Origin of the sequence: Nocardioides marinquilinus, assembly GCF_039543705.1 — a bacterium.
Classification (GTDB): Bacteria; Actinomycetota; Actinomycetes; order Propionibacteriales; family Nocardioidaceae; genus Nocardioides; species Nocardioides marinquilinus.
In genome coordinates, this window is sequence record NZ_BAABKG010000002.1 from 463,752 (window position 1) to 485,725 (window position 21,974).

Sequence of the window (21,974 nt, forward strand, 5' to 3'; positions counted from 1 at the left end):
CTGGGTGTCCGAGACCCCGCGCCACCACCGGCCGCAGCTCAAGCGCGGCGAGTGGTTCGGCGAGCTGGAGGGCGGCCCCGACCCCGCGCTGGTCGGCGAGGCCGCCGAGCGCGCCGCCCACCTGCTGGTGCGCGGTGCCCGTGACAGCGCGGACGACGCCGTTGCCGACCGGTTGCTGCACCTCGCCGACACCGAGGGCATCGAGGCCATCGCCGAGGTGTGGGCCGGCGCCCCGCCCGAGTCGCTGTCGGGCTGTCTGTGGCGTCTCTACGTGCTGCGCTCCTGGGTGCACCGCGACCCCGTGCGCGCCGCCCGCGAGTTCGACGCCGGCCGCGCCCGCGCGCAGGTCGCCGAGGTCGTCGCCGGCGTCGCCGACCCGCCCGGACCCGACGAGCTGCGCGCCATGGTCGACGAGGTGCTCCGCGGCCTCGCCACCGGCGACCTCGCCGACGTCCTGCTCCGCGCCGCCGCCTTCGCCCGCGTCGTCGCCACCGGCCGCGCCGGCCTCGTCGGCACCGACGAGCCCAGCGACCGCGAGGTCCGCCGCATGCTCACCCTCGCCGAGCAGCTCGAGCACGCTGCCCGCCTCGAGCTGGACGACGAGCTCGACTGAGCGGCCCACGAGCCGTTCGCGTCGCAGCAGGCGCGCCGTGACGACGCGCGAGGCGAGGAACGCGCGGACGCGTCAGGCATCGCAGTGAGTGCGTCCACCGCCTCACCGACCCCGGTGACCGACGGGGCCCTTCGACAAGCTCAGGGTCCGTGGAGGGACCCGGGCACGGACGGCCAGCGGTCTCGAGGCTCGTCGCCAGGGCTCCTCACACCTCGACCAGCGTCAGGTCGGGGCCGACAACACGCGCCCAAGCGAGGAACGAGCGGAGGCGCAATTCAACACAGCCGGCTGGTCACCCCACCCGCCGCAGCCGTTGACCGTCAGGGCCCAACGACCAAGCTCAGGGTCCGTGGGGGACGTTGGCATCGACCGTGCGGGGTCTCGAGGCTCGTCGCCGGGGCTCCTCACACCTCGACCATCGTCCGGTGCAGATCCGTTCGCGGCGCGCGACCTGGTGAGTGACGAGCACGGAGGGCGCAGCGAGGGACGAGCGAGCCCTCCGCGCGCAGGAGCGAACCGGGTCGGGTGAAGGCGCCGCGAACACGCGCCGAAGCGAGGAACGAGCGGAGGCGCAATTCAGTACCGCGGGTTGGTCAGCCCGCTCGCCGCGGCCCTTGACCGTCAGGGCCCTTCGACAAGCTCAGGGTCCGTGTGGGGGGGTTCGCATCGACCTTGCGAGGTCTCGTCGCCGGGGCTCCTCGCACCTCGACCAGTCTCAGCGCGCAATCAGGCCCCCTCAACCCCTGTGGAATGCGCCAGGGGCTTGTACGGTTGAACACGTCGAGCACGCCGGGCTGTGGCAGCCCCGGGTCCCAACTGAAGCCGCTACGAGCGGCCACGCGCCGTGAGGCGCTCCCGGTCCGGCGTGCCCGACACCCACCGACCACGTGCTGAGTAGGGTGACCGCGCACCGCCGCAGCCGCCGACCCGCGAGGACGACCCGATGACCCGACGCCTCCGTCGTGCGGTCGGGTGCGCGCTCGGGCTGGTGCTGGCGCTGGGTCCGCTCGCGGCGTGCGACGAGCAGCCCGACCCCGAGCCGGAGCCCTCGGGCGACGTCACCCTCAGCTTCGGCGTCTTCGGCGACGACACCGAGGTCGCGGCCTACCAGGAGGCCGTCGACGAGTTCAACGAGCAGGCCGCGCAGGTGCAGGTCCAGCTGCTCTCGTGGCCGGACGCCGCCGCCTTCCGCGCCGACCTCGAGACCGGTGCGCGGCCGCCCGACATCTACCTCGTCGCCCGGCGCGACCTGCAGTTCGTCATCGACAACGAGCTCAACGAGCCGCTGTTCGAGCTGCTCGAGGCCCGCGACCTCAGCCTCGGCGACGAGTACTCGCAGCGCGCGATCGAGGGGTTCTCGGCCGACGACGACCTGCAGTGCATGCCCTACTCGGTCTCGCCGATGGTCATCTACTACAACAAGCGGCTCGTCGACTTCGACCTGATGCGCGAGCGCGGACTGCCCGCCCCCGAGGACGAGCTCGAGGGCTGGACGTTCGAGGAGTTCGCGGCCGCCGCCACCTTCGCCAGCCGCCCCCGCACCGGCGCCCGCGGCCTGAGCATCTCGCCGACGCTGCGCAGCCTGGCGCCGTTCATCTACTCCGGCGGCGGCCAGCTGTTCGACGACCCGACCGACCCGACCTCGCTCGCCTTCTCCAGCGACACCAACATCGACACCCTCACCACCATCCAGACCCTGCTGCGCGACCCCGAGGTCACCCTCAGCGAGGAGCAGCTGGCCGAGGCGACGCCGCTGCAGTGGTTCCAGCGCGGCCGGCTCGGGATGATCGAGGGCTACCGCGGCATCACGCCGCAGCTGCGCAAGGTCGCGAGCCTCAGCTTCGACGTCATGCCGATGCCGCGTGTCGGCGGCGACGCCACGATCGGCGACCTCACCGGCCTGTGCATCTCGCCCGGCGACCACGTGCAGCCCGCCGCCGACTTCCTGGTCAACGCCATCTCGCCCGAGGGCATGGCGCCGGTGGCCGAGGCGGGCTACATCGTGCCGACCAACCTCGCGGTCGCCCGCTCCGACGCCTTCTTGCAGCCGGGCCGGTCGCCGTCCAACGCGGGCGTCTTCAACGCCGCCGTCGAGTCCATCCAGCTCGCGCCGCTGATCGACGACCCCGACGCGCTCAACGCCGCCGTCGAGCCCGAGCTGCGCGAGCTGCTCACCGGCAGCGTCATCCCCGACCTGTCGGCCCTGGCCGCCGAGATCGACGAGCGCTCGCGCGCCGTGCTCGACCCCGACTACGAGCCGTCGCCCGAGCCCACCGACTGATCGGTCGGCTCGTCCGGCTCGGGCTCCGGCTCGGGCTCCCGCTCGGCCTGCAGGACGGCGTCCACCAGCACCGGCGCGGTCAGCGCGACCTGCCAGGGCCGCGCGCCGTCGGCGGTGAGCCGGTCGACGACGGCGTCGAGCAGGTCGCCGGGGTCGCGCGCGGGCGGCGGCGACCACATCAGCCGCCGCAGCAGGTCGGGGGTCAGCAGGTTCTCGACCGGCAGTCCGTGCTGCCGGGAGAGCGCGGACGTCGCCTCCCGGGCCAGGCGCAGCCGCTCGGCGGCGACGGCGTCCTTGTCGGCCCAGGCCCGCGGCGGCGGCGGACCGTCGCCGCGCGGGTTGCGGCTGGGCAGCTCGTTCTCGGTGAGCGCGGCGGCCTCGCGCAGCGCCTCGACCCACTGCGAGGAGTAGCGCGAGGCGCCCCGGCCGTGGAAGCCCTGCAGCGACCGCAGCGCGGAGCGGTCGAGCACCACGCCCTCCTCGGAGGCGGCGGTGGCCGCGGCGACGATGGCGGAGTCGGGGATGATCCGGCCGGGCGTCACGTCGCGCTCGGTGGCGATGGCGTCGCGGGTCTGCCAGAGCGCCCGCACCGCGGCGAGCCCCCGGCGTCCGCGCACCCGGTGCATGCCGGAGGTGCGGCGCCACGCGTCGGGCCGCGGCGTCGGCTTGAAGCTGCGCAGCGCGTCGAACTCCTGGCGCGCCCACTCGGCCTTGCCGGTCTCCTCCAGCTCGGCGGCCAGCCGGTCGCGCAGCTCGACGAGCGGCTCGACGTCGAGCGCGGCGTACTCCAGCCACGACTGCGGCAGCGGCCGGGTCGACCAGTCGGCGGCGGAGTGCTCCTTCTTCATGCGCCGCCCGATCAGCGTCTCGACCAGCGTCGCGAGACCCACGCGCGGGTAGCCGAGCAGCCGCCCGGCGAGCTCGGTGTCGAACAGCGCCGTCGGCACCAGGCCGCGCTCGTTGAGGCAGGGCAGGTCCTGGGTGGCGGCGTGCAGGATCCACTCGGTGCCCTCGAGCGCCTCCTGCAGCGGCGCCAGCGACTCGAACGCGACCGGGTCGACCAGCGCGGTGCCGGACCCCTCGCGGCGCAGCTGGATGAGGTAGGCGCGCTGGGAGTAGCGGTAGCCCGAGGCGCGCTCGGCGTCGATGGCGACGGGGCCGGTGCCGGCGGCCAGCCGCTCGCACACCTCGGCGAGCGCGGGCTCGGTGTCGGTGAGGGGCGGGAGGCCGTCGGAGAGCTCGAGCAGGGGCAGCGGCTCGGGCTGCTCCTCGGGCTGCGTCTCGGGCTCGGGCGGGAGGGGGGTGCCGTCGGTCGGCGTGGTGTCGCTCATCGAGCCGGCTGGCCGCCTCGCTGGCCACGGCGGCTCGGCATCACCGCGACGCCGTCGGGCACCGGGGGCAGGCCGGCGGCGGTGCACAGCAGCTCGCCCCAGGCCTCGACGTGGCGGCCGAGGTCGGCGGGGTCGAGCACGCCGTCGGCGTCGGGGGCCGGCGTCCACGAGGCGCGCACCTCGATCTGGGCGGAGCCGCCGTCGTCGGCCATCGAGCCGAAGCTCTCGGTGGCGACGCGGGTGACGGTGCCGGACGCCGCCACGAACTCGGCGCCGTGGGAGGTCAGGGCGTCGGTGAGCCAGGTCCAGCCGACCTGGGCGAGCATCGGGTCGGTGACCATCTCGGGCTCGATCTCGCAGCGGCAGTAGGCGACGCAGCGGAAGGTGCCCTCCCAGGCGTCGTTGCCGGCGGGGTCGTGCAGCAGGATGATCCGCCCGGTGCCGACGTCGTCGCCGTCGACGGTGACGTCGGCCGACAGCGCCGAGGAGTAGGGCGCGATGCGCTGAGGGGCCGGCATCTCCTCGCAGAGCACCTCCGGGCGCAGCACGGCGTCGTGCATCGCGGCCACGGCCTCGCGGAACTCCGTGGGCGCGGCACTGGACTCCGGGCGCACCGCCATGGTGCTCACAGTAGGTGGCGCCCCGACGCGCGAGCCGTGACACGCCGAGGCCCGGGACCGCCGCGTGGGGCCGGGTGGGACGCTGGGGCCGTGGCCCCGCCCCCCGCGCACCCCGACCTCGCCCGCAGCGCCTTCCTGCTGGCCGCCCGCGGCGAGCCCGTGCCGCACACCCCCGTGTGGTTCATGCGGCAGGCCGGCCGCTCGCTGCCGGAGTACCTCGAGGTGCGTGAGGGCGTGGCGATGCTCGAGGCCTGCATGCGCCCCGAGCTGGTCGTCGAGATCACGATGCAGCCGGTGCGGCGCTACGGCGTCGACGCCGCCATCTTCTTCTCCGACATCGTGCTGCCGCTCAAGGCCGTCGGTGTCGACCTCGACATCAAGCCCGGCGTGGGTCCGGTGGTCGAGAGGCCGGTGCGCACGCTGGCCGACGTCGAGGCCATCCCCGACCTGACCCCCGACCACGTCGACTTCGTCACCGAGGCCGTGCGCGGGCTGGTCGGCGAGCTCGGCGGGACGCCGCTCATCGGCTTCGCCGGCGCCCCCTTCACCGTGGCGTCGTACCTGGTGGAGGGCGGTCCGTCGAAGGAGCACGCCCGCACGAAGGCGATGATGTTCGGCGCCCCCGACGTGTGGGACGCGCTGATGCGCAAGATCGGCGGCATCGCCGCGACCTACCTCGAGGTGCAGGTGGCCGCGGGCGCCTCGGCGGTGCAGCTGTTCGACTCCTGGGCCGGCGCGCTCACCCCGGCCGACTACCGCGCCAGCGTCATGCCGCACTCCGCCGCCGTGCTCGAGCGGGCCGGCGCCCTCGGCGTCCCGCGCATCCACTTCGGCGTCGGCACCGGCAGCCTGCTGGGGCCGATGGGCGAGGCCGGGGCCGACGTCGTCGGCGTCGACTGGCGCACGCCGCTGGCCGACGCCATCCCGCAGGTCGGCGACCGCGCCGTCCAGGGCAACCTCGACCCGACGCTCGTCTTCGCGCCCACCGAGGTGATGACGGCCCGCGCGGCCGAGGTGATCGAGGCCGGTCGGGCGGCCCGCGGCCACGTGTTCAACCTCGGCCACGGCGTCATCCCCTCGACCGACCCCGACCAGCTGGCCCGGCTCACCGAGTTCGTGCAGGGCTACCCGCTCGGCTGACTCAGCTGACGGCTGCTCCCGCGGTCGGCGCGGGGTCGGCCGGCGCTGCGGCGCGTCGGCGGCGCAGCAGCACCCACGCCGGGACGGCGAGCAGCGCGACCACCACGGCGAACGGCAGCACCGCGCCGACGACGAGCAGCAGGCCGGCGCCGAAGCCGACGAACGCCTCCCAGCCGGAGACGAGGCCGCCGCCGAACCCGGCCGGCGGCGGGGCGGCGATCGGGGTGAAGGCGACCTGCTCCTCGGCCTTCTCGACCGGCGGCTGCTCGATGGCGACGGTGAGGGTCGAGAAGGCGGTCTGGTCGGCGAGGTAGTCCTGCTGCTGCTGGAGCGAGGCGAGGTCGGCCTCGCGGCGCGACAGCTCGCGCTCGATCGCGACGATGCCGCGCAGGCTGCCGGCGCGGTCGAGCAGGGCACTGATGCGGTCGATGCTGCGCTCCTGGACGGCGATCCGCACGTCGACGTCGATGACCTCGGTGGTGACGTCCTCGGTGTCGGCCTTGCTGTCGACCACCGTCGACCCCTCGATCTCCCGGAGGTCGTCGTAGACCTCGTCGAAGGTGTCGACCGGCACCCTCAGCACCAGCAGCGTGCGGCTGGTGCCGTCCTCGTCGTTGCCCTCCGTGCGCTCCTCGCCGATCTGGCCGTTGACCCCGGCGAGGATCTCGCGCACCCGGAACGCGGTCTGGTCGACGTCGTCCGCGCGCAGCGAGACCCGGCCGGTCTTCACCAGCGCCGTGCCGCGGCCCGGCTCGAGGCCGGTGTCGACGGCGGGCTCTTCCCGCTCGGCGGTGTCGCCGCCGGCGCTCGCCCGTTCGACGGACTCGTCCTGGGCGAGCTCGGCGGGTGCGTCGGCGTAGGCGTCCACGCCGTCGCGTGGGGCCGACTCCGACCCGGAGGCGACCGACGCGTCGTCGCTGTCGCCGCTGTCGTTCTCACCTCCCGTGCAGCCGGCGAGCGCGAGCGCGACCATGACGAGGGCGGCTGCCGCGGCGCCGAGCCGCTGCGGACGGTGGTGGAGGGGCGGACACACGGTCATGACCGACTGTGACGTGGCCCACGTCAGATCGGTTCCATCGTCATCGATCCTTCCTCAGACCGTGACGTCCGCGTGATCCTCGCCCGAGGTCTCGAGGTGCAAGAGGCCGGCCCCTGACGATGGTCGAGGTGCGAGGCCGGCCACGGCCGAGCCTCGAGACCCCACACCGACCACGCCAACGCCCCGCACGGACCCTGAGCCTGTCGAAGGGCCCCGGCTCAGCCGCCCGGAGCCACCGGCACCCGCGCGAGCACGCCGGCCAGCTCCTCGACGCCGTCGACGAGCCGCGGACCGGGCCGCGCCCACATCGCGTCGGCGTCGACGGGGTGCACGACGGCGCCGGCCGGCAGGTGCCCCGCGGCCACCAGCGCCTCCGCCTGCGCGGTGGCGCCGGCGCGGTCGTACCCGCACGGCGCCACCACGACGACGTCCGGCCGGGCCGCGCGGACGTCGTCCCACGTGGTGCGCACCGAGCGCGCGCCGGCGCGGCCGAGCACGCACGTGCCGCCGGCCAGCTCAACCATCTCGGGGATCCAGTGACCGGGCAGGTAGGGCGGGTCGGTCCACTCCAGGACGGCGACCCGCGGCCGCGGCCCGGGGCGCCGCGCCACCTCGTCGCGGACGGCGTCCAGCCGGGTCCGCAGGCCCGCCACCAGCGCGGCGGCGGCGTTGTCCCGCCCAACCGCCCGGCCGAGCAGCAGCACGGAGTCGAGCACCTCCTCGAGCGTGTGCGGGTCGGTGGTGACGACCTCGACGTCGTCGCCGACCCCGAGGTGGGCGAGCGCCTCGGAGACGGTGCCGACGTCGAGCGCGCAGACGGCGCAGAGGTCCTGGGTGACGACGAGGTCGGGCCGCAGCTCGGCGAGCGCGCCCGCGTCGAGGCGGTAGAGGTCCTCGCCCCGGGCGACCGCGGCGGCCACGAAGTCGTCGATGGCCGCCGGCGTCAGGCCCTCCGGCATCGACGACGTCGACACGATGCGGCGGCGCCGCGCCTCGGCCGGGTGGTCGCACTCGAAGGTGACGCCGACGACGTCGTCCCCGGCTCCGACGGCGAACAGGACCTCGGTGGCCGCGGGCAGCAGCGAGACGACGCGCACCCCGTCGACCCTAGACAGGCGGGGGAGCGGGCCGTGACAGGGTGAGCCGGTGCCCGAGCCGTCCCTGACCGTGCTCGCGCTCCTGGTGCTCGCCGCGCTCGTGGCCGGCTACGTCGACGCGGTGGTCGGCGGCGGGGGACTGGTGATGCTCCCGGCGCTGCTGCTCGGCCTGCCCGACGCGGCGCCGGTGCAGATCCTGGCGACCAACAAGCTCTCCGCCATCTGCGGCACCACGGTCAGCTCGATCACCTACTACCGCCGCGTGAAGCCCGATCCACGCACGTTCCTGCCGCTCGCGGGCTTCGCCTTCGCCGGCTCCGTCGGCGGTGCTCTCGTGGCCAGCTCCCTGCCGCGCAGCGTCTTCGACCCCATCGTGCTGGTCGCGCTGGTGGTGGTGGGCACCTACGTCGTCCTCAAGCCCGACCTGGGCGAGGAGACCGCGCTGCGCTTCACCGGACGTCGTCACACCGCCGTCGCCATGCTGATCGGGCTGGGCGTGGGGTTCTACGACGGCGCGCTCGGTCCCGGCACCGGCAGCTTCTTCGTCTTCCTGCTCGTGGGGCTGAGCGGCTACGGCTTCCTCGAGGCGAGCGCCAAGGCCAAGCTGGCCAACTGGGCCACCAACCTCGCCGCGCTGTGCGTCTTCGTGCCGCAGGGCGCGGTGCTGTGGGGCGTCGGGCTGCTGCTCGGCGCCGCCAACCTCACCGGCGGCTACCTCGGCGCCCGCACCGCCGTCGCCAAGGGCTCGGGCTTCGTGCGCGGCTTCTTCATCGTGGTGGTCGGCGCGTTCGTCGTCCGGATCGGCGGCGACCTCGTCGGGCTGTGGTGAGCCGCGCCTAGGTTGGGCGCATGAGCATCCCCGTGGACGTCGCCCGCCTGGCCGCCGTGCTCGCCGACTTCGACGCCGGCTACCTGCTCACCACCCGTGACGGCCGGGTCAAGGCCGTCACCGTCGAGCCCGAGCCCGCCCCCGACGGCACCCTGCGCATCGCCGCGCCCGGCGGCGGCACCCTCGCCAACCTCGCCGCGAACGACGCCGTCACGCTGGTCCTCCCGCCCCGCGCGCCGCGCGGCTTCACGCTGCTCGTCGACGGCACCGCGGCCGCCGACGGTGACGCCGGTGACGACGTCGTCCTCACCCCGGCCTCGGCGGTCCTGCACCGACCGCGCATCCACGCCGACGGCCCGCCCCCGCCGCCGTCGGCCGGCGACGAGGGCGCATGACCGCGCTGCCGTTCTGGGCCACCGCGTTCATCGACGTCGCCGCACCCGACCACGACGCCGCGGTCGCGTTCTGGCGGGGCGTCACCGGATACGGGCTCTCGGCGCCGCGACCGGACGGCGACGGCGGCGCTTTCGCGACGCTGCTGCCGCCCGAGGGCGACGACTACTTGCGCGTGCAGCGGCTGGCCCGGGGCGGCTCGCGGGTCCACTACGACCTCAGCGTCACCGACCGCCGCGCCGCCGCCGACCGGGCGGTCGGGCTGGGCGCGACCGAGGTGGCCGACCACGGGCACGTCGTCCTGCGCAGCCCGGCCGGCCTACTGTTCTGCTTCGTGCAGCAGCCGGGGGCCGCCGTCCCACCACCGGCGTCGTGGCCCGGCGGGCGCTCGCGTGTCGACCAGGTCTGCGTCGACGTCGGCCCCTCGCTCTTCGACGCCGAGCTCGCGTTCTGGGCCGCGCTCACCGGCTTCGCCCCCACGCCCGCGCGCGGGGAGTTCCGGCGCCTCGACGGCGACGGCATGCCGCTGCGCCTGCTCTTCCAGCGCCTGGACGACGACCGCCCCGCCGGCTTCCACCTCGACCTCGCCGCCGACGACCCCGAGGCGGAGGTCGCCCGCCACGTCGCGCTCGGCGCCACCGTCGAGGGCCCCGGCCGCGGCTGGACCGTGCTCGTCGACCCCGCCGGCCTGCGCTACTGCGTCACGAGCCGCGCGCCGGGGTGACGTGGTCGTGGTCGGCGTCCCAGTGGAGCGGCGCCGGCTCGTCGAACTCGTCGTGGCGGCGCAGCCAGTGCTCGAACGGCGCCTGCGGCCAACCCGCCGGCACGTCCTCACCCTCGATCTGGCCGCCGTACGGCGTCAGTCCGTAGAGGCTGGCGACGCTGCCGATCTGGCTGACCATCGGGCCGTGCTGCAGGTAGTAGGTGCGGAACACCTCGTCGCCGTCGCGCAGGAAGACGTTGAGCGCGAACCAGTCGGTGGCGCCGAAGTCCTCGGTGAAGGAGTCGGTGCGGATGGTGTACCAGGGCAGGTCGGTCCAGCCCATGCGCTCGGCGTAGCCGCGCAGCGCGGACTGCGGGGCCGGTGAGGCCATGGCGAAGGTGATGTCGCGCGCGTGCACCAGACCCAGCTCGGCGACGCCGTCGGCCCACGACGAGCAGCCCACGCAGCCGGCGTCCGGCCAGCCGGCGACGCCCTCCTCGAAGAAGAACCGGTAGAGGATCAGCTGGGTGCGTCCCTCGAAGAGGTCGAGCAGCGACACCTCGCCGTCCGGCCCCTCGAAGCGGTACTCACCCTCGACCCGCACCATGGGCATCCGCTTGCGCGCCGCGATCAGGCCGTCGATCTGCTCGGCCACCTGCTCCTCGCGAGCGGCCAGCGCCCGCTGGGCCTCGGCCCACTCGTCGGCGGGGACCACGGGCGGCTTGGCAGCGACCATGCACCCGAACCTAGCGACCCCGCGGTACCTGAGGACGACGACGCGGCACCACAGGCGGAGCCGCCGTGGCCCCGGGCCGAGCAGGCTCGGAGCATGACCACCACCGCCTCCTACGAGACCGCCCCCGCGACCACCCACGCGGAGGCCCGCGAGACCCTCGCGCTCGCCGGGGCCGCCGGCCTGGCGCTCGGCGTCCTCGACCTGGTGCTGATCCAGGTGCTGCCCTACCCCTGGGCCGACCTGGCCAACTCCTCCGCGATCTGGGCCCTCGCCGCCTTCGCGCTCGGCCGTCTCACCCGCAGCAGCGTCGCGGTCAGCGGCACCGCGGGCGCGGTGATGCTGGTCGTGGCCGTCGAGTCGTACTACCTGGCCGCGATCGCGGTCGACCTGGCCAGCCCCGACCGGCTGCTCGCCGCCACCACGGTGGCCTGGCTGGCCTTCGCGGTGGTCGCCGGCGCCGGCTTCGGGATGGCGGGCGCGCTGGTGCGCGACCGCACGCCGGGGTCGTGGTGGGCCGGCGCCGGGCTGGGCCTGACCGCCGCCGTCCTGCTCGCGGAGGCGTGGCTGCGGGTCGACGCCACCGCCACCGCGCTGCTGACGGTGCTGGTCGCCGTGGCCGTGCTGGGCTCGGAGTCGCGGCGTCCCGGCGTCATCGCCCGAGCGCTGGTGCTCACCGCCCCGCTCACCGCGCTGTGCTTCGTCGCCTTCGTGATGGCCGGCTTCGGCCGCTGGTGAAACCGGGGCGACACCCCGGCGGTCACGCCCTAGCGTCACGGGCGTGCCCGACCACCCCGAACCCGCCTACCGCGTCAACCCGCCCTACAGCGGCGACGAGGTCGCCCTGCTGCGCGGCTTCCTCGACTACCACCGCGACACCCTGCGCTGGAAGACCCGCGAGCTGACGCAGGAGCAGCTCGCCAGGCCGCACCCGCCGTCCACGCTCACGCTGGCCGGGCTGCTCAAGCACCTCGCCTACGTCGAGGACTGGTGGTTCGGGGTCAACCTCGCCGGCACCGACCCGGTCGCCCCCTTCGCGGACGCCGACTGGGAGGCTCAGCCCGACTGGGAGTTCGACAGCGCCCCCGACGACACCCCCGAGCAGCTGCACGCGCTCTACGAGTCCGTCGTGGTCGACTGCGACGCCCGCATCACCACCGCCGCGGCCGACGGGGGAGCCGACGCGGTCGCCGTCCGCCGGCACCCCCGCACCGGCGAGGAGGTCTCGCTGCGGTGGATCCTGCTGCACATGATCGAGGAGTACGCCCGCCACAACGGCCATGCCGACCTGGTGCGCGAGGCGGTCGACGGGCAGGCCGGCGAGTGAGCGGCACCGACCCGGTGGTGCGGGCCATGACCGAGGCCGACTGGCCGCGGGTGTGGCCGTTCTGGCGCGAGATCGTCGAGGCCGGCGAGACCTACGCCTACCCGCTCGACCTCACCAGCGAGCAGGCGCGGGCGCTGTGGACGATGGCGCCGCCCGGGCAGACCGTCGTCCTCGAGGACGACGGCGAGGTGCTCGGCAGCGCGACCATGGGCCCCAACCGGCCCGGCCGCGGCGCGCACGTCGGCACGGCGTCGTTCATGGTCTCGGCAAAGGCCCGCGGCCGCGGGGTCGGACGCCGGCTGGGCGAGTTCGTCGTCGCCTGGCACCGCGAGCAGGGCTTCCGCGCCATCCAGTTCAACGCCGTGGTCGAGACCAACCACGCCGCCGTGGCGCTGTGGCAGTCGCTGGGCTTCCGCGTCGTCGGCACCGTGCCCGAGGCCTTCGACTCCCGCGAGCACGGCCTCGTCGGCCTGCTTGTGATGCACCTCGACCTGATGGCCTGACGGCCTAACGGCGGAGCCCCACGATGGTCGAGGCGCGACGAGCCCTGGCGACGAGCCTCGCGACCTCGCGAGCATCACGCCGACGTCACGAGACGACGTACGCGGTCTCGAGGCTCGGCCGTGGCCGGCCTCGCACCTCGACGAGCGTCAGCCGGCCTCGGGGTCGGCGAACCCGGGCAGCAGCTCGGTGAGGATCGCCTTGAACGGCGCCTCGGCGCCGAGCTGGCTGAGGATGCCGACACCGCCGAGCCAGGTGCGGTGGATGAGCAGGTAGGACGGCGGCAGGTTCAGCTTGACCGCGATCGTGTAGGCCGGCTCGCGGGGGTTGTTGATGCGCTGGAACTGCTCGCGCATCCACTCCCGCGTGAACCGGAACCGCTCGACCTGCGTCGGCTCGGCGAAGGGCGAGAGGTAGTCCATGAGCAGCTGCGGGTCGATCTTGGTGCGGTCCTTAATGAACCCCTCCTCGCGCAGCCCCGCCAGCACCTGCTCGCCGTCGCCGGTGGCGCAGAGCCGGATCAGCTTGCCCATCGCGCGGGGCAGGCCGTGGTCGGGCAGCCGGGCCACCGCGCCGTAGTCGAGGACGCCGAGCCGGCCCGGGCCGCCGTCCGCGTCGGGCAGGACGCGGAAGTTGCCGGGGTGGGGGTCGGCGTGGAGCATCTTGGTGCGCACCGGGCCGGAGAACAGGAAACGCACCAGCTGCTCGCCGTAGTGGTCGCGCTCGGCCTCGGACCCCTCGGCGATCACCGTGGCCAGCGAGGCGGGCGAGTCGAGCCACTCGGTGACCAGCACCGTGGAGCCGACGGCCACGACCGGCGGGACGACGATGTCGGGGTCGCCGGCGAAGGCGTCGGCGAAGGCCTGCTGCGCCTGCGCCTCGAGGGTGTAATCGAGCTCTTCCTCGGCGCGGGCCTGCATCTCGTCGATGAGCGGCTTGACGTCGATGCCGGGGAACAGCGGGCCGATGGTGCGACCCAGCCGTGCGATCTGGCGCAGGTCGGAGCGCAGGGCGTCGCCGGCGCCGGGGTACTGCACCTTGACCGCGACGTCGCGACCGTCGTGCCACCGCCCCTTGTGCACCTGGCCGATCGAGGCGGACGCCGTGGGCGCGCCGTCGAGCTTGACCAGCCGCTCGCGCCAGTCGTCGCCGAGGTCGGCGGCGATGATCTCGCGCACGGTGCGGGTGGGCATGGGCGGCGCGGAGTCCTGCAGCTTGGTCAGCTGCTCGCGGTAGGGCGCGGCGACCTCCTCGGGCAGCGCCGCCTCGAGCACCGAGAGCGCCTGCCCGAACTTCATCGCGCCGCCCTTGAGCTCGCCCAGGGTGCGGAACAGCTGCTCGGCGGTGCGCTGCTGGATGTCGGTCAGCACCGTGTCGGCGGGCGCCCCGCCCAGGCGGCGGCCGAGGCCCATCGTCTTGCGCCCGGCGTAGCCGAGCGGCAGCGCGGCCAGGCGCGCGGTGCGCGCAGCCGCCTTGCGGGGCAGGTCGCGCGGGGAGTCGGGCACGTCCTCCATTGTTCCAGCGCCCGGTGACGCAGACGCCACTTCGGGGTGAGGGCCGAGCTTTCCTGGCCGTTTCGCTGCCGAGGAGGGGCCCGAGCGCCTAGGTTCGGCCGTCGCGCCTCCTCCCTCGGCGCGCACTCTCCCGCACCTGCTCGAGGAGTTCCTGCATGCCCGTGGTCCGCCGTCTCTCCGCGCTCGTCGCCGCCGCCGTCGGCGCGAGCGTCCTCTCCCTGGTCCCGGGCGCGCCCGCCTCCGGCGCCACCGTGACGGCCGAGCGGACGACGTCCACCCCGAGCGCGCCGGCGCCGGCGCCGGCGTCCTCGCAGCCGCGGCGGGGCACCCCGCACGACCCGGCGACCTACTACGCCGGCACCGAGGGCCTGACGGGCGCCGACCTCGCGGCCCGGCTGAACACGATCATCAAGGGCCACACCCGGCTGAGCTACACGCCCGGCGTGTGGGACGCCCTGAAGGTGCTCGACCGCGACCCCAACAACAGCAGCGCGATCATCGACTTCTACTCCGGCGTGAGCATGCCGGCGTCCAACCAGTGCGGATCGGCCAGCAACTGCTGGAACCGCGAGCACACCTGGGCCCAGAGCCACGGCGACCTCACGACCAGTGCCGGGCCCGGCACCGACCTGCACCACATGCGCCCCTCGTTCATGCGGTCCAACAGCGCCCGCGGCAACCTCGACTTCGACGACTCGCCCACCGGTTCCTCGGTGCCCGACTGCGCGGTCTGCAAGCGCGACAGCGACTCCTTCGAGCCGCCCGACGCCGTCAAGGGCGACCTCGCGCGCGGGCTGTTCTACATGGCGGTGCGCTACGAGGGCGACGCCCAGTTCTCCCGTGACCTGAAGCTGAACGACCGCACCTGCAACGGCTCGGGCGCGGGCAACCACGGCAAGCTCTCGACGCTCATCCGCTGGTCGCAGATGGACCCGCCCGACGACCGCGAGCGCCTCCGCAACAACCTGATTGACGCCGACTACCAGGGCAACCGCAACCCGTTCATCGACCACCCCGAGTGGGTCGCCTCGATCTTCGGGGACGGCGTCGGCCGCGGCCCGGCGTGCGGCAGCACCACCGGCACCGAGTACTCGCCCGGCGGCACGACCCCGCCGACCAACAACCCGCCGACCACCTCGGCGGTCACCGTGAGCACTGCCGAGGACACCGCGATCTCGGTCACCCTCACCGCCACCGACCCGGACGGCGACCCGCTCACCTGGTCGATCAGCCAGACCGCGATCAACGGCTCGGCCGGCATCAGCGGCGCCACGCTCAGCTACACGCCGTCGCCGAACTGGTCCGGCACCGACGTGGTCGGCGTCCGGGTCAGCGACGGCCGCGGCGGCGTCGCGACCACCACGGTGACGATCACCGTGACCCCGGTCAACGACCCGCCCGTCGCGAGCGACCTGACCGTCTCGACCCCGCGCGGCACCGCGGCCCGCATCGTGCTCAACGCCACCGACGTCGACGACACCGACCTGGGCTACACGGTCGTCTCCGGCCCGGCGCACGGCACGGCCGCCCTCGCCGACGGCGCCGTCACGTACACGCCGTCCGCGGGCTACACCGGCAGCGACTCCTTCACCTACCGGGCCCGCGACCCCCAGGGTGCGCTCTCGAACCTCGCCACCGTCTCGATCACGGTCACCGCGCCGGTGCAGCACCCGCCCGTGCCCAGCGACGTCAACGTCAGCACCGACGAGGACACGGCGATCAGCTTCACGCTGCCGGCCACCGACGCGGACGGCGACCCGCTCTCCTTCGACTGGGTCAGCTACCCGGCCAACGGGACGCTGGGGCTCAACGCCCCCAACAACGCCACCTACACCCCGCGCCACAACTTCCACGGCACCGACAGCTTCACCTGGTCGGTCAGTGACGGCACCTCGACGGTCACGGCGACCGCCACGATCACCGTCCGTTCGGTGAACGACCCGCCGGTGGCCTACTCGAGGTCGGCCTCGACCGACGAGGACACCCCGGTCATGGTCTTCCTGGTGGGCGAGGACCCCGACGGTGGCCCCATCACCTTCGCCATCACCCACCAGGCCGCGCACGGCACCGTGACGCTGCTGAACGACAACGTGGCGACCTACACGCCCGCCGCGAACTTCCACGGCGCGGACTCGTTCACCTTCACCGTCTCCGACGGCGAGGCGACCGACACCGGCACGATCGACCTGACGGTGCGGCCGGTCAACGACGCCCCGACCGCGGCCGACGTGAACGGCACCCGCACCGACGAGGTCGCCGAGACCGGCACGGGTGGGGTCACCATCCCGCTGGCGGGGGAGGACGTCGACGGCGACGTGATCTCCTACGCGCTGGCCGACGGCCCCGACCACGGCGAGGTCACGGTCGCCGGCGCGGCGGCGACGTACACGCCGTCCCCGTTCTTCCACGGCACCGACAGCTTCACCTACACCGCCTCCGACGGGCTGCTGACCTCGGCGCCGGCCACCGTGACGGTGACCGTCGACCACGTCAACCACGCCCCGGTCATCACCGGACCCACGCTCGCGCTGGCCACCGAGGCGGGGACGCCGGTCACCGCCACCATCACCGCCACCGACCCCGACGCGGGTGACGTCGTCACCATCACCGACGTCTCCGAGCCCACCCACGGGTCGGTGAGCGTCTCCGGGTCCGACGTCACCTACACGCCGCAGTCGCGCGAGGGCACGGACTCGTTCCTGGTCACCGTGGGTGACGGCCACGGCGGGACGGCGTCCGCCCTGCTGACGGTCGCGGTCTCCGCCCGCACCGCGCAGCTGACGGTCACGACCCCGCGCGCCGTCCGCGGCACCCGGGTGACGACGACCGTCACGATGGCCCCGGCGGGTCGCGCCGGTGAGGTCGTGCTGCGCTCGGGCGCGACGGTCCTGGGCCGCGCCGACCTCGCGCCCGACGGCACCGCCCGCGTCTCGTGGGTGCCCGGCCGCGCCGGGACGACGTCCCTCACGGCGTCCTGGGCCGGCGACAGCCTCTACGGCCCCGCGACGGAGCCCGCGTCGGTCGCGGTGCAGAAGAGCGCCGCCCGCCTGCGCCTCGCCGCCGACGGCCCGCTGCGCCGCGGCAAGCCCGGCGTCGTGACGGTGACGGTCGCGAAGGTCGCCGGCAGCCCGGCGACCGGCACGGTGACCCTCAAGGTCGGCTCGAAGAACCTGACCGCGAAGCTCGCCCGGGGCGTGGCCCGCTTCCGCATCGCGAAGCTGCCGACCACCGCCTCGACCAGGCTCACCGCCCGCTACGCCGGCGACACGCAGTACGCCGCCGCCACCACCACCCGCACCTTCACCCTCCGCAGGTAGCACCCTGCTCGACCACCGGTGTCGGGATCCGGTGGTCGAGCAGGTCCCAAGCCCCCGCCGGTGCCCACGGACCCGGAGCCTGTCGAAGGGACGTCGTCCGCGAACGTCGGCGTGGAGGGCCGGTGGTTTCGACGACGCTCGCTGGGGCTCGCTGCTCAACCACCGGAGTCGGCCTGACGGTGGTCGAGGTGCGAGGCCGGCCACGGCCGAGCCTCGAGACCTCGGGACGTCAACGCGAACGCATCCGCACGGCAGACGGACCACCGGTGGTCGAGCAGGCCGAGCGGCTACGCGAGGCCGTCGTCGAGACCCCGGAAGGTCAACGCGAACGCACCCACACGGACCCTGAGCTCGTCGAAGGGACGTCGTCCGCGAACGTCCGCGGACACGGACCCTGAGCTCGTCGAAGGGACGTCGTCCGCGAACGTCCGCGCAGAGGGCCGGTGGTTTCGACGAGGCTCGCTGCTCAACCACCGGCACCTCCGGTGGTCGAGCAGGCCGAGCGTCTGCGCGAGGCCGTCGTCGAGACCCCGCAAGGTCAACGCGAACGCACCCACACGGACCCTGAGCTCGTCGAAGGCACGTCGTGCGCGAACGCCTGCGTGGAGGGCCGGTGGTTTCGACGACGCTCGCTGGGGCTCGCTGCTCAACCACCGGAGTCGGCCCGACGGTGGTCGAGGTGCGAGGCCGGCCACGGCCGAGCCTCGAGACCTCGCACGGTCAACGCGAACGTTCCCGCACGGACCCTGAGCTCGTCGAAGGGCACCCCGCGCGAACCTCCGTGCGGAGGGCCGGTGGTTTCGACGACGCCCGCCGGGGCTCGCTGCTCGACCACCGGTCGAGCCGCGCGGTCAGGTGCGGAGGGAGCCGGGCTTGAAGGGGCGGACCTCCTGGGGCCAGCCGCAGGCCTCGGCGATCCGGGCGCCCCACATGCGCGCCCGGGCCTCGTCGGGGACGTCGACGATGGTCAGGCCGCCGAGGAACTCCTTGGTCTCGACGAACGGGCCGTCGGTGACGACGGTCTCGCCGCTGGTGGCGTCGGCGCTGAAGGCGGCGTCCAGCTCTTCGACGAGGCCACCGGCGTAGACCAGCTCACCGGCCGCCTCGAGGTCGGCGATCACCGCCTTCGACGGCGCCACCCGGCCCTGGAACCACTCCTCGTCGTGGTCACCGACCCACTGCTGGTTGAAGAAGATCAGGTACTCGGCCATGCGCTCGCTCCTCGGAGTAGGGGGTGTCTACGTCTACTCCACGAACGGGCCTGACCGGTCACGACACCTAGTCGCGAGGAAAGGCGACGCCGGTGTTGGCGTGGCAGCGGTACCCGTAGGGGTTCTTGGCGAGGTACTGCTGGTGGGCGTCCTCGGCGTAGTAGTACGGCCCGGCCGGCGCGATCTCGGTGGTGATGTCGCCCAGGCTGCGCTCGGCGAGCACGTCGCCGTAGATCTTGGTCAGGTCGCGGGCGGTCTGCTCCTGCTCGGGCGTCGTGTAGTAGATCGCCGAGCGGTACTGCGTGCCCACGTCGTTGCCCTGGCGCATGCCCTGGGTGGGGTCGTGGATCTCGAAGAACTGCTTGACCAGGTCGGCGAACGAGACCTGCGCCGGGTCGAAGACGATGCGGACGGCCTCGGTGTGCCCGGTGCGGCCGGTGCACACCTCCTCGTAGGAGGGGTTCGGCGTGTAGCCGCCGGCGTAGCCGACCGACGTCGACCACACGCCCTCGCGCTGCCAGTAGACCTCCTCGGCGCCCCAGAAGCAGCCGAGCCCGAAGATCGCGACCTCGTGGCCGTCGGGCACGTCGTCGCTCACGACGGGGGTGCCGAGGACGACGTGCTTCTCGGCGCGGCGGAACGGGTCGGAGTCGCGGCCGGGGAGCGCCTCGGCCGGGTCGATCAGCGAGGTCTTGCGGCGGGAGAACATGCCTCCATCCTCCCAGGTCGGGCAAGACTCCGGCCCCCGAGCCGAGTCGTTAGTCTCGCTGGGTGAGCGAGCAGCAGCACACCGGCAAGGCCGGCTTCGAGACCCGCGCCATCCACGCCGGCTACGAGCCCGACCCGACCACGGGCGCCGTCATCCCGCCGATCTACGCCACCTCCACCTACCTGCAGGACGGCGTGGGCGGGCTGCGCGGCGGCTACGAGTACTCGCGCTCGGCCAACCCCACCCGCACCGCCCTGGAGGGCGCGCTCGCCGCGCTCGAGGACGGCGAGCGCGGCTTCGCGTTCGCCTCCGGCCTCGCCGCCGAGGACACCCTGGTGCGGTCGACCTGCCTGCCCGGCGACCACGTCGTGCTCCCCACCGACGCCTACGGCGGCACCTTCCGCCTCTTCGACAAGGTCGAGAAGCCGTGGGGCATCGAGCACACCCCGGTCGCGATCGCCGACATCGACGCCGTGCGCGCCGCCGTCCGGCCCGGCAGCACCAAGCTCGTCTGGCTCGAGACGCCCACCAACCCGCTGCTCGGCATCGGCGACATCGAGGCGCTCGCCGCCGTCGCCCACGACGCCGGCGCGCTGCTCGTCGTCGACAACACCTTCGCCTCGTCCTACCTGCAGCAGCCGCTCGTGCTCGGCGCCGACGTCGTCGTCCACTCGACCACCAAGTACGCCGGCGGCCACTCCGACGTCGTCGGCGGCGCGCTGGTGGTGCGCGACCTCGACCTCGCCGAGCGCATCGCCTTCCACCAGAACGCCATCGGCGCCGTGCCGGGCCCGTTCGACTGCTTCCTGACCCACCGCGGCCTGAAGACCCTCGCGGTGCGCATGGAGCGCCACTGCGACAACGCCGAGCGCGTCGTCGACTTCCTCACCGGCCACCCCGCCGTCGCCGAGGTCATCTACCCCGGCCTGCCCGAGCACCCGGGTCACGCCGTCGCCGCCCGTCAGATGCGCCGCTTCGGCGGCATGGTCTCCTTCCGCGTCGCCGGGGGAGAGTCCGCCGCGCTGGCGGTCTGCGAGCGCACGTCGGTCTTCACGCTGGGGGAGTCGCTCGGCGGGGTCGAGTCGCTCATCGAGCACCCGGGGCGGATGACGCACGCCAGCGTCGCCGGCACCAGCAACGAGGTCCCGGCCGACCTGGTGCGCCTCTCGGTGGGCATCGAGACCGCCGACGACCTGGTCGCGGACCTCGACCGCGCCCTCGGTGACTGAGGACGCCGTGGGGTCCGGTCGGGGCCCTTCGACGGGCTCGGGGTCCGGGGGAGGCGCGCCGTGACCCCCGTCGTCTGCCTCGACGTCGGCTCCACGTTCACCAAGGCGCTCCTGGTCGACCTGGACGACGCCGTGGTGCTGGGCGCCGCCGAGCACCCGACCACCGTCGGCACCGACGTCCTCGAGGGCGTCGACGCGTGCGTCGCGCGCCTGGACGCCGCCGACGCACCGCTGCTGGTGTGCTCCAGCGCCGGAGGCGGGCTGCGCATCGCGGTCGTCGGCAACGAGGAGCTCGTCACCGCCGAGGCCGGACGCCGCGTCGCGCTCAGCAGCGGCGGCAAGGTCGTCGCCGTCGTGGCCGCGGCCGCCGGGCCGTTCGGGCTCGACGACCTCGCCGGGCCCGACGTCGTCCTGCTCACCGGCGGCACCGACGGCGGCAACGCCGAGGTCGTCGTCGGCGCGGCCCGCCGCCTGAAGAGGGCCGGCTGGCGTGGACCCGTGGTCGCGGCCGGCAACGCCGACGCCGCCGACGAGGTGCGCGCCGCCCTCGCCGGCCTGCCGGTCGTCGTCGCGCCGAACGTCGTCCCGCGCATCGGCGAGCTGCGTCCCGAGGGCGCCCGCGCCGCGATGCGCGAGATGTTCCTGTCGCACGTCATCGGCGGCAAGCAGCTCAGCGCGGGCGACCGGTTCGCCTCGCTGGTGCGCGGCGCCACCCCGGACGTCGTCCTCACCGGCGTCGAGGTGCTCGCGGCCGCCGTCGGCCCGGTCGTGGTGGTCGACGTCGGCGGCGCCACCACCGACGTCCACTCGGTCGTCGAGCTGGACGCCGAGACCGGCGCCCTGGCCCGCGAGGTCGTGGCCGCCACCCCCGTCACCCGCACCGTCGAGGGCGACCTCGGCATGCGCTGGTCGGCCGTCAGCACCGCGGAGGCCGCGGGCCTCGACGACCTCGCCGACGCCGCGGCCGCCCGCGCTGCCGACCCGTCGTGGCTGCCCGCGACCGAGACCGACCACGACGACGACGAGGCGCTGGCCCGCGCCGCCACCGGCCTCGCGCTGCGCCGCCACGCCGGTCGCGCCCGCGTCGTGGTCGGCCCCGAGGGACGCGTCATCGAGCGCAGCGGCGTCGACCTGCGCGAGGTCGGCCTGGTGGTGCTCTCCGGCGGCGTCCTGCGCCACGGTCGCCCCGGCGTGGCCGACCGCGTGCTCGCCGGCTCGACCGGCCGCGACGTCGAGGGCGGCTGGCAGCTGCCCGAGCGGCCGCGGGTCGTGGTCGACGCCCGCTACCTGCTCGCGGCCGTCGGGCTGCTCGCCGAGGGTTACCCGGACACCGCGTCACGCCTGGCGGCCACCCTGGCGGACGACGCGCGGTCCCGGCCGACCTGAC

The 21,974-nt window shown here is 74.3% G+C and carries 20 protein-coding genes; 12 read left to right on the forward strand and 8 right to left on the reverse strand.

Annotated elements, in window-relative coordinates:
• The first annotated feature begins 4 nt into the window (after window positions 1–4).
• Complete coding sequence (locus ABEA04_RS08230) at window positions 5–613, forward strand: hypothetical protein (RefSeq protein ID WP_345456786.1); 609 nt, start codon at window positions 5–7, stop codon at window positions 611–613.
• Window positions 614–1,556: 943 nt separating this feature from the next.
• The gene (locus ABEA04_RS08235; protein ID WP_345456789.1) at window positions 1,557–2,894 is read left to right on the forward strand and encodes an ABC transporter substrate-binding protein; all 1,338 of its coding nucleotides are present in this window, start codon (window positions 1,557–1,559) and stop codon (window positions 2,892–2,894) included.
• Here the strand turns inward: ABEA04_RS08235 and ABEA04_RS08240 are convergent.
• Window positions 2,864–4,225 carry an HRDC domain-containing protein gene (locus ABEA04_RS08240; protein ID WP_345456792.1) on the reverse strand — a complete coding sequence of 454 codons (1,362 nt, stop codon included), beginning with the start codon at window positions 4,223–4,225 and terminating at the stop codon, window positions 2,864–2,866. The genes ABEA04_RS08235 and ABEA04_RS08240 overlap by 31 nt on opposite strands.
• Window positions 4,222–4,845, reverse strand: a complete 624-nt coding sequence (locus tag ABEA04_RS08245) for a DUF3000 domain-containing protein (protein WP_345456795.1) — start codon at window positions 4,843–4,845, stop codon at window positions 4,222–4,224. The genes ABEA04_RS08240 and ABEA04_RS08245 overlap by 4 nt, the downstream gene beginning before the upstream one ends.
• A gap of 90 nt (window positions 4,846–4,935) precedes the next feature.
• On the opposite strand from ABEA04_RS08245, the gene hemE reads away from it, so the two are divergent.
• Window positions 4,936–5,985, forward strand: a complete 1,050-nt coding sequence (hemE, locus tag ABEA04_RS08250) for a uroporphyrinogen decarboxylase (RefSeq protein WP_345456798.1) — start codon at window positions 4,936–4,938, stop codon at window positions 5,983–5,985.
• Window position 5,986: 1 nt separating this feature from the next.
• On the opposite strand, the gene ABEA04_RS08255 is transcribed toward hemE, so the two are convergent.
• Together ABEA04_RS08255 and ABEA04_RS08260 are read right to left on the reverse strand one after the other, a co-directional pair.
• Window positions 5,987–7,024 (reverse strand): DUF4349 domain-containing protein, encoded by a 1,038-nt coding sequence (locus ABEA04_RS08255; protein ID WP_345456801.1) that lies wholly within the window; start codon window positions 7,022–7,024, stop codon window positions 5,987–5,989.
• Between the two features lie 218 nt (window positions 7,025–7,242).
• Entirely contained in the window at window positions 7,243–8,121 is an 879-nt protein-coding gene (locus ABEA04_RS08260; protein WP_345456804.1) for a cobalamin-binding protein, read from the reverse strand.
• Between the two features lie 49 nt (window positions 8,122–8,170).
• Here ABEA04_RS08260 and ABEA04_RS08265 point away from each other — a divergent pair, with 49 nt between their 5' ends.
• From ABEA04_RS08265 to ABEA04_RS08275, 3 genes are read left to right on the forward strand one after another with little or no spacing between them, the layout of a single operon-like run.
• Window positions 8,171–8,950 carry a sulfite exporter TauE/SafE family protein gene (locus ABEA04_RS08265; RefSeq protein WP_345456807.1) on the forward strand — a complete coding sequence of 260 codons (780 nt, stop codon included), beginning with the start codon at window positions 8,171–8,173 and terminating at the stop codon, window positions 8,948–8,950.
• A gap of 20 nt (window positions 8,951–8,970) precedes the next feature.
• The gene (locus tag ABEA04_RS08270) at window positions 8,971–9,345 is read left to right on the forward strand and encodes a pyridoxamine 5'-phosphate oxidase (protein WP_345456810.1); all 375 of its coding nucleotides are present in this window, start codon (window positions 8,971–8,973) and stop codon (window positions 9,343–9,345) included.
• The gene (locus ABEA04_RS08275; RefSeq protein WP_345456813.1) at window positions 9,342–10,067 is read left to right on the forward strand and encodes a VOC family protein; all 726 of its coding nucleotides are present in this window, start codon (window positions 9,342–9,344) and stop codon (window positions 10,065–10,067) included. Before ABEA04_RS08270 ends, ABEA04_RS08275 begins: the two co-directional genes overlap by 4 nt.
• Here ABEA04_RS08275 and ABEA04_RS08280 read toward each other — a convergent pair.
• On the reverse strand, window positions 10,045–10,782 hold the full coding sequence (locus ABEA04_RS08280; protein WP_345456816.1) for a DUF899 family protein: 738 nt from the start codon (window positions 10,780–10,782) through the stop codon (window positions 10,045–10,047). The genes ABEA04_RS08275 and ABEA04_RS08280 overlap by 23 nt on opposite strands.
• Window positions 10,783–10,875: 93 nt before the next feature.
• Here ABEA04_RS08280 and ABEA04_RS08285 point away from each other — a divergent pair, with 93 nt between their 5' ends.
• Genes ABEA04_RS08285 through ABEA04_RS08295 form a run of 3 tightly spaced genes read left to right on the forward strand, consistent with a single transcriptional unit; the run spans window position 10,876 to window position 12,609 of the window.
• Complete coding sequence (locus tag ABEA04_RS08285; RefSeq protein ID WP_345456819.1) at window positions 10,876–11,517, forward strand: DUF6518 family protein; 642 nt, start codon at window positions 10,876–10,878, stop codon at window positions 11,515–11,517.
• Window positions 11,518–11,560: 43 nt separating this feature from the next.
• Entirely contained in the window at window positions 11,561–12,106 is a 546-nt protein-coding gene (locus ABEA04_RS08290; protein WP_345456822.1) for a DinB family protein, read from the forward strand.
• Window positions 12,103–12,609, forward strand: coding sequence for a GNAT family N-acetyltransferase (locus ABEA04_RS08295; protein WP_345456825.1), 507 nt, complete (start codon window positions 12,103–12,105; stop codon window positions 12,607–12,609). The genes ABEA04_RS08290 and ABEA04_RS08295 overlap by 4 nt, the downstream gene beginning before the upstream one ends.
• A gap of 147 nt (window positions 12,610–12,756) precedes the next feature.
• Here ABEA04_RS08295 and ABEA04_RS08300 read toward each other — a convergent pair whose 3' ends face one another.
• Complete coding sequence (locus tag ABEA04_RS08300) at window positions 12,757–14,121, reverse strand: ABC1 kinase family protein (protein WP_425576997.1); 1,365 nt, start codon at window positions 14,119–14,121, stop codon at window positions 12,757–12,759.
• A 155-nt stretch (window positions 14,122–14,276) separates the two neighbouring features.
• On the opposite strand from ABEA04_RS08300, the gene ABEA04_RS08305 reads away from it, so the two are divergent.
• Window positions 14,277–17,438 carry an Ig-like domain-containing protein gene (locus ABEA04_RS08305; protein ID WP_345456831.1) on the forward strand — a complete coding sequence of 1,054 codons (3,162 nt, stop codon included), beginning with the start codon at window positions 14,277–14,279 and terminating at the stop codon, window positions 17,436–17,438.
• Window positions 17,439–18,289: 851 nt separating this feature from the next.
• Here the strand turns inward: ABEA04_RS08305 and ABEA04_RS08310 are convergent.
• Both ABEA04_RS08310 and msrA read right to left on the reverse strand, forming a co-directional pair.
• The gene (locus tag ABEA04_RS08310; RefSeq protein WP_345456834.1) at window positions 18,290–18,649 is read right to left on the reverse strand and encodes a YciI family protein; all 360 of its coding nucleotides are present in this window, start codon (window positions 18,647–18,649) and stop codon (window positions 18,290–18,292) included.
• A 67-nt stretch (window positions 18,650–18,716) separates the two neighbouring features.
• Window positions 18,717–19,358, reverse strand: coding sequence for a peptide-methionine (S)-S-oxide reductase MsrA (msrA, locus tag ABEA04_RS08315; protein ID WP_345456837.1), 642 nt, complete (start codon window positions 19,356–19,358; stop codon window positions 18,717–18,719).
• Between the two features lie 62 nt (window positions 19,359–19,420).
• Between msrA and ABEA04_RS08320 the strand changes: the two genes are divergently transcribed.
• The gene (locus ABEA04_RS08320) at window positions 19,421–20,587 is read left to right on the forward strand and encodes a cystathionine gamma-synthase (RefSeq protein WP_345456840.1); all 1,167 of its coding nucleotides are present in this window, start codon (window positions 19,421–19,423) and stop codon (window positions 20,585–20,587) included.
• A gap of 60 nt (window positions 20,588–20,647) precedes the next feature.
• Window positions 20,648–21,973, forward strand: a complete 1,326-nt coding sequence (locus ABEA04_RS08325; protein ID WP_345456843.1) for a glutamate mutase L — start codon at window positions 20,648–20,650, stop codon at window positions 21,971–21,973.
• The last annotated feature ends 1 nt before the right edge of the window (window position 21,974 follow it).

Coding starts and splice junctions, on each gene's coding strand:
- ABEA04_RS08235 (WP_345456789.1), top strand. CDS start 1,557: ATGACCCGACGCCTCCGTCGTGCGGTCGGGTGCGCGCTCGGGCTGGTG.
- ABEA04_RS08240 (WP_345456792.1), bottom strand. CDS start 4,225: ATGAGCGACACCACGCCGACCGACGGCACCCCCCTCCCGCCCGAGCCC.
- ABEA04_RS08245 (WP_345456795.1), bottom strand. CDS start 4,845: ATGGCGGTGCGCCCGGAGTCCAGTGCCGCGCCCACGGAGTTCCGCGAG.
- ABEA04_RS08255 (WP_345456801.1), bottom strand. CDS start 7,024: ATGACCGTGTGTCCGCCCCTCCACCACCGTCCGCAGCGGCTCGGCGCC.
- ABEA04_RS08270 (WP_345456810.1), top strand. CDS start 8,971: ATGAGCATCCCCGTGGACGTCGCCCGCCTGGCCGCCGTGCTCGCCGAC.
- ABEA04_RS08275 (WP_345456813.1), top strand. CDS start 9,342: ATGACCGCGCTGCCGTTCTGGGCCACCGCGTTCATCGACGTCGCCGCA.
- ABEA04_RS08280 (WP_345456816.1), bottom strand. CDS start 10,782: ATGGTCGCTGCCAAGCCGCCCGTGGTCCCCGCCGACGAGTGGGCCGAG.
- ABEA04_RS08285 (WP_345456819.1), top strand. CDS start 10,876: ATGACCACCACCGCCTCCTACGAGACCGCCCCCGCGACCACCCACGCG.
- ABEA04_RS08300 (WP_425576997.1), bottom strand. CDS start 14,121: ATGGAGGACGTGCCCGACTCCCCGCGCGACCTGCCCCGCAAGGCGGCT.
- ABEA04_RS08305 (WP_345456831.1), top strand. CDS start 14,277: ATGCCCGTGGTCCGCCGTCTCTCCGCGCTCGTCGCCGCCGCCGTCGGC.
- ABEA04_RS08310 (WP_345456834.1), bottom strand. CDS start 18,649: ATGGCCGAGTACCTGATCTTCTTCAACCAGCAGTGGGTCGGTGACCAC.
- msrA (WP_345456837.1), bottom strand. CDS start 19,358: ATGTTCTCCCGCCGCAAGACCTCGCTGATCGACCCGGCCGAGGCGCTC.